This window comes from Gloeobacter violaceus PCC 7421, assembly GCF_000011385.1.
Classification (GTDB): Bacteria; Cyanobacteriota; Cyanobacteriia; order Gloeobacterales; family Gloeobacteraceae; genus Gloeobacter; species Gloeobacter violaceus.
Genome location: NC_005125.1, coordinates 3685791 through 3700708, shown reverse-complemented (window position 1 = coordinate 3700708; position 14918 = coordinate 3685791). Strand labels below are relative to the sequence as shown.

Here is a 14918-nt window from a genome sequence, read left to right as displayed (position 1 = left end):
GCCTGCAGCAACGGTACAGGCTAGGAATATGCCGCTTCCGCGCTGTACTCGCTTGATTTTTTGATGTCAATCTTCCAGCCGGTGAGGCGGGCGGCGAGGCGGACGTTCTGGCCTTCTTTGCCGATGGCGAGCGACAGCTGATCGTCGGGGACGATGACGTGGGCCTGGCGCGCGTCCGGGTCCACCAGGCGCACCTGGATCACCCGCGCCGGTGAGAGGGCGTTGGAGATGTAGGTGGCCGGGTCGGGGGACCAGCGGATGACGTCGATTTTTTCGCCGCGCAGTTCGTTGACGACCGCCTGGATGCGCGAGCCGCGCGCCCCGATGCAGGCTCCCACCGGATCCACATCGCGCTCAAGCGTATCGACAGCGATCTTGGTGCGCGGGCCGACGGTGCGCGAGGGTGGGTTCGCCTCGCGAGCGACCGCCACGATGCGGACGATCTCATCTTCAATTTCGGGCACTTCGTTGGCGAACAGGTACACCACCAGCCCGGCGTCGGCGCGGGAGACGAGTAGCTGCGGGCCGCGGCGCGAACCTTCCCAGACTTTGCGCAGGAAGACTTTAAACGCCGAGCCGATCCGGTAGGGCTCGTTGGGGAGCTGCTCGTTCTTGGGCAATTCCGCTTCCACTTCGTTCTGGCCGAAGCCGCTGGAGACCGCACAGATCACCGAGCGACCCTCGAAGCGCATCACCCGGGCCTGCAATACCGTGCCTTCCAGTTCGCGGAACTCTTCTTGAATGAGCTTGCGCTGCTGGTCGCGCAGTTTTTGGGAGAGCACCTGCTTGGTCTGGATGGCGGCCATGCGGCCGAAGTCACCTTTTTCGGGGGTGACATCGACGACGACCGTGCCGCCGGGTTCGGCGTCCGGGGCCACTTCGCGCACCTCAATCAGGGCGATTTCCTGGTCGGTGTCGCTCACCGTTTCGACGATGGTCTTGGTGGCGAGCACCCGAAACCCCTCGCGGTCGGTGTCGAGTTCGACGATGAAGTTGTCGAAGGCCATCTCTTCGCTATTTTCGCGCGGGTCGCGGTAGGTCTTGCGAAAGCGCTCGTAACCTTTTTTGAGCGCCTCGATCAGCGCCTCTTTGACGGCGTGCTTGGGTAAATTCCGCTGCCGGCTGATCGTCTCAATCTGTTGATTGACGCCGGGCAAATGAATCATCGACACGTTGGACTCTCCTGAAGCTATGTAGTTGTCGGTCTAAGGGAGCGACTGCACCAGCTGCACCCGCGCCACCTGGGGGCGGGGCAGCGCGACGCGCCGGCCGGCGATGGTGAGGTAGACGTTTTCACCGTCGCGCTCGAGCAAACGGCCCTCCCACTGTTTTTTGCCGTCCACCGGACCGAAGGTCTTGACCATCACCGGGAAACCCCGAAAGGCCATAAATTCGCGGTCGGTGGTCAGTACCCGCTCGACGCCGGGACTGGAGACTTCGAGATTGTAAGCGCCGATGATGAGATCGTCGCGGGTGTCAAGCAGCGCTTCGAGGGCGCGGCTCATCTTCTCGCAGTCGTCAAGCCCGGTGCCTTCGGTGGGATGGCGGATATCCACGCGCAGGGTGGCCGGTTTGGTGTGGGTCTGGTACGCGACCGCCACCAATTGCAAACCCAGTTGTTCGGCGACCGGTTCGGCTAGGGCCGTCACCTGCTCGACAATGTCGCGGGGATTCATGCCATCAAAAAAGTGGGCCTCGAACCCACTCCTCCAGTCCCTGTGTGCTGAGGATACTAAGTATAGTGTGCCACACACAACAAGACCAAGGAAGCCGTGGAAACCACTCCGCTCTGGGATGCGCTGAGGGCCGTCGCTCTAGCCTCGGGCACGGGCTTTCACACCCCGGGCCACAACGGCGGGGCGGGCCTGCCGCCAGCCCTCAAACACTGGCCGGATTGGGGCCGTCTGGACCTGACCGAACTTGCAGGACTCGACAACCTGCACGCTCCCACCGGGGTGATCGCCCACGCGCAACGGCTCGCGGCGGCAGTTTGGGGAGCCGAGCGCAGTTGGTTTCTGGTCAACGGTGCGACCGCCGGAATCCAGGCGATGCTGCTTGCGGCACTCGGGCAGGGGCAGAAGGTGCTCGTGCCCAGAAACTGTCACCAAAGTATCGTGCACGCCCTGGTGCTGAGCGGCGCGGTGCCGGTGTTCGTCCAACCTGTATGGGACAGGCGCTGGCAGTTGGCCCACGGACTGACGGCGACGACGGTGGAAGCCGCCCTGGCCGTCCACCCGGACATCCGGGCGGTGGTGGCGGTGCACCCGACGTACTTCGGGGCGGTGGGCGAGACGCGGGCCATCGCCAGGGTCGCCCACGCAAAAGGGATTGCGCTGTTGGTCGATGCCGCCCACGGCGCCCATCTGCGCTTCCATCCGGACTTGCCCGAGTGCGCACTCGCAGCGGGAGCGGACTTGGTCGTCCATTCCGCCCACAAGACACTGCCCGCCCTCACCCAGGCGGCACTCCTTCACCAGCAGGGCACCCTGGTGGACCCGGCCAGGGTGGAGATGGCTCTGAACCTTCTGCAAACCACCAGCCCGAGCTACTTGCTGATGGCCTCGCTCGATCTGGCCCGCGCCCACATGGTCCGCCACGGCCGCGAGCAGCTCGGGCACATCCTGGAGATGGCCCATAGACTGCGACACAAACTGCCCTTCGCGGTGCTCGGGGGCGACGGAACGCCTGGCTTCGATCCGACCCGCCTGGTCATCGACGTGGGTGAGAAAGGCTGGAGCGGTCACGCCGCTGAGACCTGGCTGGAGCAAAACGCCCAGGTGCGTGCGGAGATGGCCACCCACCGCCACCTGGTCTTCATCCTCAATAGCGCCCACACCGAATTCGACGGCGAGCAACTGCAAGCATCCCTTCTGGCCCTGGCAACGGCCCAACCGACCGGGGCAACGCCGCCGGATCTGCTTCCACCGCCGCTTCCGGAGCTGCGCTATTCACCCCGCGAAGCTTTCGGCCGCTCCCACCGGAGCGTTCCCCTAGCCGCGGCAGCCGGACTGACCAGTGCGGCCGATGTCTGCACCTACCCGCCCGGAGTGCCGGTGCTGCTGCCGGGGGAAGTGGTTGCCGCCCAGAGCGTCGAGTATTTGGGCGCCGCCATTGACACTGGGGCCGAGACAGTCGGGATCGACGGGCGCGGACACATCCGGGTCACTATTGACTAAATCCTAATTTAGACTTAGTCTAAATACAGGATCCACAGAATCTGAGGGGGCCGATGGCCAGACGATTCCTCGGGCTGTTTCCCCGAGTGCCCAGCGAGCCGCTGGTCGCGTATCTTGAATACAGGACTCGGCGTAGCCCTTTCTGGCTGCGCGTCCTCAGTTGGGGATTGCCCCTGGCCGTTATGGGCCTGTTCTCCTGGCAAGTCCCGTATTAACAAATTTGGAGGCAGAAATGACCACAACGCTCAAGCAGTCGCGGCAGACGGAGCTTGTCACCGCGCTCAACCGCGAGCAGGCAAACGCCCTGGTGCTCTATCTGAACTACAAGAAGTACCACTGGTTGACCTTCGGTCCCTTATTTCGCGAGATGCACCTGCTCTTTGAGGAGCAGGGCGGCGAGGTGTTTGCCACCATCGACGAACTGGCCGAGCGCAGCTTGATGATCGACGGCAAGCCGGTGGCCGATCCGGCCCGCTACCTGCCCACGGCGACGGTGAAGCCGAGCGAGGGCGAGCTGTCGGTGCGCGAGATGGTCGAAGAGGCCCTCACCGCCCACGAACTGGTGATCGGCGAGATGCACCAGGACGCCGATGCGGCCGCCGAAGCGGGCGATATCGGCACCGCCGACCTCTATACCCGCCTGGTGCAGGTGCACCAGAAGCACCGCTGGTTCCTCAAGGAACTGCTCAAAAAGGGCGACAACCTCGTCTCCTAACGGCGTTTGATCGCCTTGTATTTGCCAGGAGCCTCCGTGCGGGGGCTCCTGGCTTTTGTCGGGGCCGGCCTCAACCCGGGACGGTGCTGGTCACCACGTCCTGCCCGCTCACCTGGGCGCTGACCACGTCCGCCGCGCGGTCGGGACGGCCTTCCAGGCTGAAGGGCTTTAGTTGGTCGTAGGCGTACTGCACCTGCTCCAGCGTCAGCGAGTGCTCCGCCACGTCGTTGGGCGAAGTCACTTCTACGAAGAACACCGGCGCTTTGCCGCCCGTGAAGAGGGTCTTGATGTAGCCGACGCCCGAGACGGTCTCGGATACCGGTGGCTCCTGGCGGGTGCAGCCGTTGAAGGAGACCCAGTAGTCGCGCGTGAAACTGTCCTGCACATCGCGGGGCGGCCCGAAGACGTCCTGGTTCTCGCGTTTGCCGCGCATCACCACCGTGGCGATAAACCCGTCCGGGTCGTGGTTGCGGTAGTCCTGCAACTCTTCTCCCGGAGGCGTCTGGCCGGGGATGGGCGGCTCGCCGTGGGGAGAAAGACCCTTCAGGTGGCCGAACCCGGCGAAGCGTTTTGCAAGGCCCGCGCCCATGAGCGTGCTGGTCATCGCAGTGCCGGCGGAGTGCCCCATTGCGTACAGGCGGTTGATGTCGATCGAAAAGTTGGTCTTCACCGTGTCAAGCAGGGCGCCGAGAAAGGCGACTTCCTTGTGGGTGCCTTTGTCGACGCCGCCAATGAGTTTGTAGTGATCCCAGGTCTTACCCTGGGGGTGAAAGCGGGTGTCGGGGATGCCCCCGGCGGGAGCCACCACCAGGCAGCCGTTGGCGTCGGCGAATTGATCGAGTTGCTTGTCGGAAATCAGAAAGTCGGTGGCGGCGGCACCCGAGCCGTGCTGGAACAGCAATAGCGGCATCGGAGAAGCAGGTATGAGTTCGGGGATCGCCAGGAAATAGACCCGGTTGGTAAATCCCTGAACCGGGAAGGGTGTTCCAAGAATCGTTGCCATGGATTTTCCTCAATAAGCGTTGGCATCGGCAGCCGCCAGTCTGCGGCTGCCGGGGCAAAATTTGCCCGTCTAGACGGTCGATTTGGCCGAAGTCGGCGGTAGGTTGTCGAAAATACAGGCTGCGGCCCCTATTTTGGGCAGCGGGGAAGATGAAGGTCTCTACCGGAGAGTACGCTTTGGAAGCCTCGGCGGTTCGCAACCTCATGGATCCTTAGCGCAGGGCCGGCGCGCTTTATGCGCGTGTCGCCCCCGCATCTCGCCGTTATCTCCCCCGGACGGTTACGCAGAGCCGCCCGCAGACTAAGATCTCTTGCAGAGCGCTTGTAGGTGCCATGTCCATCCTGGTTGTCGGAGCCACCGGTCAGACCGGTCAGCAGATTGTCAAAAAATTGCGCGCCCAGTCGATGGCCCCCCGGGTCCTGGCCCGCTCCCGCGCCAAGGCCCGCGAGGTATTCGGCGACGGCACCGAGGTGGTCGAAGGCGACGTGCTCAAGACCGATTCGCTCGGCCCGGCCCTGAACGGCGTCGAGACGATCTTCTGCGCCACCGGCACCCGCACGGGCTTCGGGGCCAACGGCGCCCAGCAGGTTGATTACGAGGGCACCCGCAACCTGGTCTACGCAGCGCGCCGGGCGGGGGTAGGGCGACTCATCCTTGTCTCGTCGCTGTGCGTCTCGCGGCTGATTCATCCGCTCAATTTGTTCGGGGGGGTGCTCTTTTGGAAGAAGCGGGCCGAGGACTATCTCCTCGACAGCGGCCTCAACTTTACGATCGTCCGGCCGGGGGGATTGCGAGACGGGGCGGGCGGGGCTGAGATCGTCGTGCGACCGGCCGACACGCTCTTCGAAGGCACGATCGACCGCGCCGATGTCGCCCGCGTCTGCGTCGAAGCCCTGGGCAGCGCCGAATCGGAGTACAAAATTGTCGAGATTGTGGCCGGTCCCGGAGCGGCCCAACCTTCGCTCGCACCGCTGTTTGCGGCCTTGCCGTCAGCGGGATCGCGCCTGAGGGCTTCCTGATTTCGGTTTCGTTCGTATCGCTATCCTTCGATTAGATACCAATAAGCTATCCCCGACACCCGATACCTGGTGTCTTCGTCCAGCCTGTTTAACCGGATTCGATACGAGCCGATTTGAGGAAGAGATTGATTTTCCGCAATAAGTGACAACAATTGCTGCCTTCGAGCGATTTTCCGTTAGAATCATTTACGCTTAATCGCCAAGGATGAAACCGACAGAAATTTTACATAAATGTCTTACTCCAGGCTTACTCTTTAAACAGAGTTGCTTTGGGTGCAGAGGACATGAATTGCAAAGCTATGTGTCTATCGTTTCTGTTGATGTGCTCCCTTCCCGGTACGGTCCATGCCGCACCGGGGCAGCCCGCTTCAACCGACGCTCGGCACCAGGAAGCGCTTGAGCGGTTGCAAAAGCTGACCGTCCCCCCGGCGGGCGGCGGCACGGCCGAGTCCAGCCCGCGAATCGGTGAGACGGCTTCTATGGAGTTTATCGATATGCCGGCGCTGAGCGAAGCACAGACGCTTTCAGCCCCGGTCACCCTGAGCGGCACCGTCAACGATCCGACGGCGCTTTTCACCATGACCCAAAAAGGCACGGGCAAGGGTCTGAGTGTGACCATCAACAAATCCTCCAGCCGCAAAGCGGCGATCTTCGGCACCTCCAACAGCGCCGGGGGCACGGTCTCTTCTTACAACACCGGCACCGGTCCGGCCGGGTACTTCGAAATTACCAACCCCGCCAGCACCAACAGCGCCCTCGTCGTCAAGACCGGCGGCAGCGGCGTGGCCCTGAGCGTCACCCACAGCAAAGCAGCCGACGACACCCCGGCCATCCAGGGCATCCACGCCCCGGATTTTGACGGTTACGGCGTCGGGGTGCAGGGGCAGGGCGGTTACGTAGGCGTTCAGGGTTACGCCACCACCCTGGGAAGCTACGCGGGCGTGGTCGGTAGCGGCCCGTACGGCGTGGTCGGTTCGGGCGACTACACGGGTGTGTACGGCAGTGCCCTTCGTGAAGACGGCGTCGGCGTCTACGGCAAAGGCGCCACCGGGGTGGTGGGCGAAAGCACCGAAGCAGAGGGCGCGGGCCTTTCCGGTGCGAGCAGCGGCGGCTACGGCGTGGTCGCAAGCAGCAGCAGCGGCCATGCAGCCCATTTCTCCGGCGGCGCCGACGGCGGCGGCACCTGCTATTTCGCAGGGGGATCCGGCTGGTCGTGCACCTCGGATCGCGCCCAAAAAGAAAACTTTCGCCCCATCGACCCCAAAGCCGTCCTCCGGCAACTCGATGGGCTCACCGTCGCAGGCTGGACGATGAAAGGCGACAGCCGCCAGACCCCCCGCATCGGCCCCACCGCCCAGGATTTTCATGCCGCCTTCGGCGTCGGCGGCGACGAGAAGACGATCAACACCGCCGATGCCCAGGGAGTGGCCCTGGCGGCCATCCAGGGGCTTTCCACCCTGATGCGCGAGCAACAGGCGCTCATCGGCCAGTTGCGCAGCGAGCTGAAGGCGATGCAGCAGCAGATGGCGGTGCTGCAAAACGAGCAGGTGCGCTTTTCGGCCCAAAGCCCTGTACCGGCCGCTGCGGCGGTGCGTCTACTGGGCAACCGCTGAGCTTTCGAGCCCAAAGCGGCACTGCTGCGCCAACCATCGCACCTCCTCAAGATCCAGATCCGGGGAGAGGCGTTCGTAAACTGTGCGGTTGTAGTGGGCGAGCCACGCGCGCTGGCGATCGTCGAGGCGACCTAGATCGACAAGCCGCGCGTCGAAGGGGATGAACGTCAGCGGCTCAAAGCCGTACCAGACGATGCCGTCGGCATTCTCCACTTCGCGCACGACGTACAGGTTCTCGATGCGGATACCGCCCCAGCCCGGCCGGTAGTAGCCCGGTTCGATGCTGGTCACCATCCCGGGCTGCAACTCCTCGCGGGCGCACTTGTTGAGGCCGACCGGGCCTTCGTGGACGCTCAAGAACGCTCCCACGCCGTGGCCGGTGCCGTGCCCGTACTCCAGACCCGCGCACCAGAGACTGGCGCGGGTGATGCCGTCGAGTTGGGCACCGGTGGTCCCCTTCGGAAAGCGCTGCGCGGCGCAGTTGATCTGGGCTTTGAGCACCTCGGTGTAGCAGCGCACCTGCTCAGGATCGGGGGTGCCTGCGACGACGGTGCGCGTGTCGTCGGTGGTGCCGCCGGTGTACTGGGCGCCCGAATCGAGCAACAGCAGCGCGCCCGGGGTCATCGCAGAGCCAGGGTCCGGGGTGCTGTAGTGGACGATCGAGCTGTGGGCGCCGATGCCTGCAATCGGGGTGAAGCTCAGGCCCTGGAAGTCCGGTTCCTCTCGGTAATACCGCTCGACTGCCTCGGCTGCGTCTTGTTCGCTCACCGTCTCGCCCGCTGCGAAGCGGCGCATCACCTCGCCCAAGGCCCGGGTCTTGGCCCGGCTCGCCTGCAGGTTGGCCCGCTGCATGCTTGCGATCTCGGCCGTGTTTTTGTGGGCTTTGAGTTTTTCGATCGGATGGTCCGCCTCGACCACCGCCGCCCCGCCCAGCCCACCGAGGGTGCCCATGGTCGTCTGGCGAATGTCGACCAGCACCGCGGCGGTGCCGTCGGCGGTCAGGCGGGCCAGGGTCTCGCCGTAAGCCTCGTAGGGCAAGATGTTCACTTCCGCGGGCAGGGCGGCGCGCACCCCGCCGTCCAGCCGCTCGGGGGCGGTAAACAGATAGCTCTCGGTGCGGGTGACGACGGCGTAGGCGATGAACACGGGGTTGAAGGGTACATCCCAGCCGCGCAAGTTCAACAGCCAGGCCACCTGATCGAGCCGGGTGACAGGCAGCACCGTCGCCCCGGCGCGCTCGATCTCCGCGCGCACCGCCGCGAGCTTTTGGACGGCGGACTGGCCCGCCACCGCTTCGCTCACCGCAAAAACGGGCCGCTCGGACCAGAGCGAGGGCAATCCGCCCTCCAGTTCGGCGCGCACCCGATCGACCAGGTTGCCCGCCACCGCCACCACTTCGACCCCCACCGGCCGCAACTGGCGCTCGAAAGTGCGCCACTGCTCGACGGCAATCGCCAGCGGGTCAAGGCCCAGGCGAAAGGGCGTCCCTGAGGCGCGGCGGAGCTGGCCTAGATCTTTGAGCGTCTGGATGGGCCCCTTGTGACCTGCCAGTCCCAGTTTGCACACGCCCATGGCCTGCCCATCGACCTGTTGGTCCGCCTGCTCCCAGTAGCGCGAATCGACAAAAAGCCAGCTCTGCTCAAGCCCCACCAGCACCTCCCCCGCCGAACCGGTAAATCCGCTCAGCCAGGCGCGCCGGGCGCGGGCCTCGGGCAGGTATTCACTCAAATGCTCGTCGGTAGAGTTGACCAGATAGCCGTCCAGTTGCCGGTCCGCCAGCAACCGGCGCAGGCAGGCGAGGCGTTCACGCACTCGGGCGGCGCCGTCGGAGCGGACAGTATCGAGCGGAGCCACAGAAAGAGATCCTCGCGGGAGCATTTTCCCCAAACTAACGCAAGCCGGTGCTGTGCAATACTGAAACGATAGTCACCGACAGACCGCCAATGTTCAGCGATACCCCCGGTCACATGATCTCTTTTCCGATATTTATCTATCTTTTTATTGGTCTTTTCATCGGTCTCGGCCTGATGACCCTCGTACTGCAAAACCAGCTCAAGAAAACCCCTTAAAGCAACACTTTCATCTCCTCGATCCGCCAGCCGGCAGGGGCTTTGACCAGGGAGTAACGCACCCGGTAGGGGCGGTCGTAGGAGCGCGAGGGCCGCAGCTGATTGTCGGTGTAGAGATTGGCGACCTCGGTGACCTGCGCCGTCACCGCCACCCGGTCGGGGCGGCGGTCGGCCACCTGCTCGATTTTGAGATCTTTGAGGCTGAACTTCCAGTACTCGCCCGCCTGGCGGCTCTGCTCGACTTTTTGTTGCCAGACGCGCTGGGGGGAGCCTGTGAGCATCGTCTGCATCTGGGCGGTGCGGTGCTCGGGACCGAGGGCCTGCTGCTTGGCCGTTTGCCAGTTTTTGAGCATGGCGGCGATTTGCGCGTCGGTGGGAGGCTGGTTGTCGCCGGCAGCCGTCGCGGTGGGAGCGGCGGCCTGCGGCGGGGCCGGGGCGGCGGCGATTGGAGCGGGAGCCTGCACCGGAGGAGCGACGGGTCTGGCCGCCGGTGCAGGCTCCGGCCGGCTCTGGCGCTGGGTGAGCAGCCAGCCGCTGCCGAGCAGGAAAATTGCGACCAGGGCAGCGGCCACCGACCAGGCCTGGGGCGAGAGCAGATTGGCGCGGCGGCGGCGGGCCTCGGCCCCCACCGGCGTCAGCAGGCGGCCGGGTTCGATGGTGCCCGACGACGCGCCGGACGCAATCACGCGGGCCGGTCGCGGTTCCGGGGCAGGAGCCGGCGCCGGTTGCGGGTCATCGAGGAAGGCCCGGACCTCGGGATGGGCAAAGTAAGCCTTCAGGGTATAGGTGCCCGAGCGCCGGTCGCGAAAACCTGGAAAGACCTCCTCGGCCAGCCACAGGTCGGTATAGCGGCAGAGCCCCGGCAGCAGGTCGGGCGAATCTTGGGACAGGTTTTTGATGTAATCGACCGCCTGCTCCTCCGCCGAGCGCTCGATGTTCTTCTGGGCTTCTTCGACCTGGCCCAACAGCAGGGCGCACACGGCCAGTTCCAGATTGACGTCCTGGCGCTGAACGAGCTTGATGAGGTGCCCCCTGGCGCGGCGCACGCACTGGGGCGAGCCTTCAGTGAATCCGCAGGCCAGTTGCGCCTGGGCGGCCAGGTACTGGGCGGCGGGCGACGGGCGGGCCGCTTCGCGCTCGAACAATTCTTGCTGCTCGGCCACCGTCAGCCGCAGGCGCAGATACTGCAAAAACTGCACAAATTCCTCGCGGCTGAGGCCCGATTGATCGTTGCCGTCGCCTTCGATGCCCTCGCGCTCCGCAAGCAGGGCCGCGAGCAGGGCCATGCCTTCCTGGCGCTGGGGGGACGGGGGGTCGGCCGCTCCCGCCAACAGCTGCAAGATCCGCTCGGGCCGCCAGCGCTTGAGCAGAGTCTGCAACTCCTGCTGGACCGGCTTCAGGCAATCGCCGCCGCGCAAAATCTCCAAAGCTTCCTCAACTTCGAGGTGGGCCAGGGTGAGATTGCCCTGGCGGTAAGCTTCCTGGGCCAGGGCCTGGTGGGCGAGGGCGAGCACCAGCCGGGTATCCGGCTGATCCGCTACCGCTAGAGCTTCCCGTTGGCGCTCGATCAGCGTTTGGTATTCGCCCAGTTCGTACAGAAACAGCAGCCCCACCGCCGCGTGGCTGCTGTCGAGAAGCAATCCTTGTTTGCCCTCGCGATGGTACAGCTCGCGTCGGACGGGATCGCCCAGCGCTGTGCACGCTTCGCGCAGCCAGTGCTCGCGGGCGGAGCGCACCGCCGCTGAAAATTCGCGTCTGGGCGCCTGGGCCAAGCGATCGGCAAAAGCAGGCTCCACCTGCTCGTAAGTGCACTGGGGGGGCACTCCGAGAATCTGGTAGTAGCTCAGCGGCAGGGAGAGGGATGAGGCAGAATCCATGGCGCGCAAAAAGACCTCTTGCCAAAAAGAATAACCCCATATCTAGCAAATGTGCGGAGGCAAACATCTTCTGTTGAAAACAATTGACAGACCGATTGAATCAGCATAAATGCTTAGCGCCTATACTGGATGGCAGCCCCATTCACCGCACTGCCGATGGTCTACACCGTGATGCTCGCCGCCCTGGTCAGTCTGGCACTGGCGATTCAGTCTCTGATCACCGGCGTGGGCATTTTGATGGTGCTGGAGGCCTATTTGCAGGCGATCGATTCGCCGCTGTGGCTGGCCTTCAACCGGATCAATCCGTTTTCGGAGTTGAGCCGGCCGTGGAAAATTTTGGGAGGAACCAGTTGTGTGCTGGCCGGATCGATGGCCCACCTGCTGATGCGCTTCAGCTACGGCACCATCGTCCCGGGCGGGTAGATGCCGGGGCTCAGGGGCCGATTGACCAGCGAGGCACTGCCCAGCACCGTGCCGGGGGCAATCGCCGCTTCAGGGCCGACACAGCAGCACCCGCCGATGTAGCAGGGTGCTTCGAGCCGGGCGGCCGCATCGACCGCGGCTCCTTCGGCCACCCAGATCCCCGGGGCGATCTGCTGCGCCGGAAGGGGGAGGGGCATCCGGCCGCTCAAGATATCGAGGTGGGCCTGCCAGTACTTGGCCGGGTTGCCGATGTCGAGCCAGTAGGTGTCCGAGACGAAGCCCAGCACCTTCTGCCGCTGAGCGAGCAAGTTCGGAAACAACTGGCGCTCGAAGCTCCAGGGGGTTTGGGCAGGCACATCGGCAAAGATGCGCGGATCGAGTACGTAGGTGCCGGCGTTGATGGTGTCGATGCCCAGCCGGGCCGCTTCCTCGGCGGTCGGTTTCTCGCGAAAGGCCGCCACCTGGTTGTGGTCGGTCAATTGCACCAATCCGAAGGCGGTCGGGTCGAGGACGCGGGTGAGGGCGAGGGTGGCCGCCGCCCCGGCCTGGCGGTGCGCTGCGACCAGAGCCGTCAAGTCCAGATCGGTAAGGATATCGGCGTTGAAGACCACCAGCGGCGCGCCGGTGAAATAGGGCTCGGCCAGCTTCACCGCCCCGGCGGTATCCAGTGGATTCTGCTCGACACTGTAGCGGATGCGCACACCAAAGGCGCCGCCGTCGCCGAAGTAATCCTGAATTTGTCCTGCCTGATAATGCACGTTCATCAAGATGTCGACGATTCCTGCCGCCCGGCAGCGCTCCACCAGCAGGCACAGGAAGGGCCGCTCGAAGATGGGCAGCATCGGTTTAGGCGTTCGATAGGTCAAAGGTCGCAGGCGCGTTCCTTTGCCCCCGGCCACAATTACCGCTTGCATTGTTTGTCGCTCCGGATGCGATTCGGAATTTACCTTGCGATATAATTTGCAACGATGTCAACGTCAATGTTCTCGACGAGGCCTTGAGTGAGCAAAACCACCCAACCCAACCCCGCCCGCACCGCATGGAACAGCTGGATACTTCTGGGCGTGGCGGCTGTGTTGACCTTCCTGGGGGTGGTTGGAGGGATGACCCTTTGGCTGAGCAAGCCCTTCGAGAACGACCGCTACCGCGAAGCGAACGCCCTGTTCGAACGGGCGAACCTGGGCCAGAACTTGAATATTTTGCTGCTGGGTACCGATATCGTCGCTTCGAGCAAAGCGACCGCCACCGGCTTTCGACCACCGACCGATTCTTTTGAAGGGCGCAGCGACACGATCATGCTGGCCCACTTCAACCCGGAACAAAAAAAAGTGAACGTGCTGTCGGTCCCCCGCGACACGCGCACCGACATCCCGGGTTTCGGCGCGCACAAGATCAACGTCGCCAACGTCTACGGCGGTCCGGCCCTCGCGGCCCGGGCGATCGGCGAATTGACGGGGGCCGAAATCAACCGCTACGTGCGCATCAACCCCCAGGGGGTGGTGCAGCTCATCGACGTGTTGGGCGGGGTGACCGTCTACATCCCCAAGCGGATGAAATACAGCGACGACTCCCAGCACCTCTATATCGACCTGCCCCAGGGCTGGCACACCCTGAGCGGTTTTCAGGCCCAGCAGTACCTGCGCTTTCGCTCAGACGAACTGGGGGATATCGGCCGGGTGCAGCGCCAGCAGGCGCTGTTGCGCTCCCTTGGCGAGCGGGCGGTCCGGCCCGAGAATTTGCTCAAAATCGGCGCCATCCTCGAAACGGTCCAGACCAACATCGACACCAACCTCACCATCGAGGACATCTTTGACCTGGCCAAATTCGCCACCCAGATCGATCTGAAGCGCGATCTGCAGATGGTGCTGATGCCTGGCCGCTTCAGCCGCCCGGGCGAGTACGACATCAGTTACTGGATCCCCAACCACAACAAGGCTTCCCAACTGGGAGTGCGCTTTTTTGGGGCGACCGCCGAGGCAGGCGCCGAAGCGGACGAGCCTTTGGAGCCGCGCCAGGTGCGCCTCACGGTTCAAAATGCAACCGGCGTGCCCGGCATGGCCCGCCAGGTGGGCCGGGTTTTGCAGAAGCAGGGCTTCCAGGTGCTCGACTACGCCGCCGACCGCCCCGATCCTATCTGGCGCACCGAGATCATCGCCCAGCAAGGCAACGCCGAGGCGGCCCAACTGGTGAGCGACGCCCTCAAAGTCGGGGCGGTGCGCGTCGAGGCCACCGGCTCGATCTACACCGATGTCACCCTGCGCATCGGCAAAGACTGGCTGAAGCGCCTCGAGCAGCAGCAGTCCAACAAGACCGCCTACCAGTAAGCACCTTCAGCGGACAAAGACGCTAAGCAGCACCGGCCCCAAGAGTCGGTGGTGCGCCGCACAGCCCAGGCCCGCCGTCAGGGCCATCTGGGCGCGGCAAGCGGCGCTGTAGAGCCTGAGGCCGCCGGGGGTGACGTTCACCTGCGCGCGGCCGGTGCCCCCAAAGGCACTCGCTTCGACCCAGTAAAAACGCCCCCCCGGCCTGAGCACCCGGCCGATTTCCGCCAGTACCCATTCGGGATGCGGGTAGTGCTGAAAGCTGAAGGTACAAAATAGGGCGTCGAAGCGACCGTCTGCGAAGAACAAGGGCGCCACACCGGCCTGCAAAAAATTGAGCCTTCCCGGGTGACGGTTGCCCAAGCGCGCTTGCTCGATCATTCCACCCGAGACGTCCAGCCCCAATCCCCGCATCTCGCTCCAGCGGTCGGCCAGCAGTCCTAAAAGCCGACCGGTGCCGCAGCCGAGATCGAGCACTTCAGCAGCCGGTTGGGCATAGGAAAGTAACCGCCGGTGGCACCAGCGGTACAGCAGCGAGGTCCAAAAGCTGTCGTAGCGCCCTGCCCAGCGATCAAAATAGTGTGCCTTGGCCTGCAGCCGGTCCTCTTCTTCCACGGCGCTTTCAAACGGGTTTGCCTTCTACGCTGGCACAGAGGCGGAGCACGCACCCCAGCTTACTGGGATGGCCATTCAAGGGTAACG

General features: G+C 64.2%; 13 protein-coding genes. 6 read left to right on the top strand and 7 right to left on the bottom strand.

What is annotated here, in order from left to right; genetic code table 11:
* Positions 1–20 precede the first annotated feature (20 nt).
* Together nusA and rimP are read right to left on the bottom strand one after the other, a co-directional pair.
* Entirely contained in the window at positions 21–1172 is a 1152-nt protein-coding gene (nusA, locus tag GLL_RS18000; protein ID WP_011143478.1) for a transcription termination factor NusA, read from the bottom strand.
* Positions 1173–1205: 33 nt separating this feature from the next.
* Positions 1206–1676 (bottom strand): ribosome maturation factor RimP, encoded by a 471-nt coding sequence (gene rimP, locus GLL_RS17995; RefSeq protein WP_164929303.1) that lies wholly within the window; start codon positions 1674–1676, stop codon positions 1206–1208.
* Between the two features lie 96 nt (positions 1677–1772).
* Here rimP and GLL_RS17990 point away from each other — a divergent pair, with 96 nt between their 5' ends.
* Both GLL_RS17990 and GLL_RS17985 read left to right on the top strand, forming a co-directional pair.
* Positions 1773–3176 carry an aminotransferase class I/II-fold pyridoxal phosphate-dependent enzyme gene (locus GLL_RS17990; protein ID WP_011143476.1) on the top strand — a complete coding sequence of 468 codons (1404 nt, stop codon included), beginning with the start codon at positions 1773–1775 and terminating at the stop codon, positions 3174–3176.
* 232 nt (positions 3177–3408) lie between these two features.
* A complete protein-coding gene (locus GLL_RS17985) occupies positions 3409–3891 on the top strand; it encodes a Dps family protein (RefSeq protein ID WP_011143475.1) in 483 nt (160 codons plus the stop codon).
* Between the two features lie 70 nt (positions 3892–3961).
* Here GLL_RS17985 and GLL_RS17980 read toward each other — a convergent pair whose 3' ends face one another.
* Entirely contained in the window at positions 3962–4894 is a 933-nt protein-coding gene (locus GLL_RS17980) for an alpha/beta hydrolase family esterase (protein WP_011143474.1), read from the bottom strand.
* Between the two features lie 332 nt (positions 4895–5226).
* Between GLL_RS17980 and GLL_RS17975 the strand changes: the two genes are divergently transcribed.
* Positions 5227–5913, top strand: a complete 687-nt coding sequence (locus tag GLL_RS17975; protein ID WP_011143473.1) for an SDR family oxidoreductase — start codon at positions 5227–5229, stop codon at positions 5911–5913.
* 284 nt (positions 5914–6197) lie between these two features.
* Entirely contained in the window at positions 6198–7526 is a 1329-nt protein-coding gene (locus GLL_RS17970) for a tail fiber domain-containing protein (RefSeq protein ID WP_011143472.1), read from the top strand.
* Here GLL_RS17970 and GLL_RS17965 read toward each other — a convergent pair.
* Entirely contained in the window at positions 7509–9380 is a 1872-nt protein-coding gene (locus tag GLL_RS17965; protein ID WP_197530039.1) for an aminopeptidase P family protein, read from the bottom strand. The genes GLL_RS17970 and GLL_RS17965 overlap by 18 nt on opposite strands.
* Positions 9381–9591: 211 nt before the next feature.
* Positions 9592–11472 (bottom strand): ARC6/PARC6 family protein, encoded by a 1881-nt coding sequence (locus GLL_RS17960; RefSeq protein ID WP_011143470.1) that lies wholly within the window; start codon positions 11470–11472, stop codon positions 9592–9594.
* Positions 11473–11601: 129 nt separating this feature from the next.
* Here GLL_RS17960 and GLL_RS17955 point away from each other — a divergent pair, with 129 nt between their 5' ends.
* The gene (locus GLL_RS17955; protein WP_164929302.1) at positions 11602–11895 is read left to right on the top strand and encodes a hypothetical protein; all 294 of its coding nucleotides are present in this window, start codon (positions 11602–11604) and stop codon (positions 11893–11895) included.
* Here GLL_RS17955 and GLL_RS17950 read toward each other — a convergent pair.
* Positions 11868–12809 carry a nucleotidyltransferase family protein gene (locus GLL_RS17950; RefSeq protein WP_011143469.1) on the bottom strand — a complete coding sequence of 314 codons (942 nt, stop codon included), beginning with the start codon at positions 12807–12809 and terminating at the stop codon, positions 11868–11870. The genes GLL_RS17955 and GLL_RS17950 overlap by 28 nt on opposite strands.
* A gap of 87 nt (positions 12810–12896) precedes the next feature.
* Here GLL_RS17950 and GLL_RS17945 point away from each other — a divergent pair, with 87 nt between their 5' ends.
* Entirely contained in the window at positions 12897–14219 is a 1323-nt protein-coding gene (locus GLL_RS17945) for an LCP family protein (protein ID WP_011143468.1), read from the top strand.
* Between the two features lie 6 nt (positions 14220–14225).
* Here the strand turns inward: GLL_RS17945 and GLL_RS17940 are convergent, their stop codons facing one another.
* Positions 14226–14831, bottom strand: coding sequence for a class I SAM-dependent methyltransferase (locus tag GLL_RS17940; protein ID WP_011143467.1), 606 nt, complete (start codon positions 14829–14831; stop codon positions 14226–14228).
* Positions 14832–14918 lie beyond the last annotated feature (87 nt).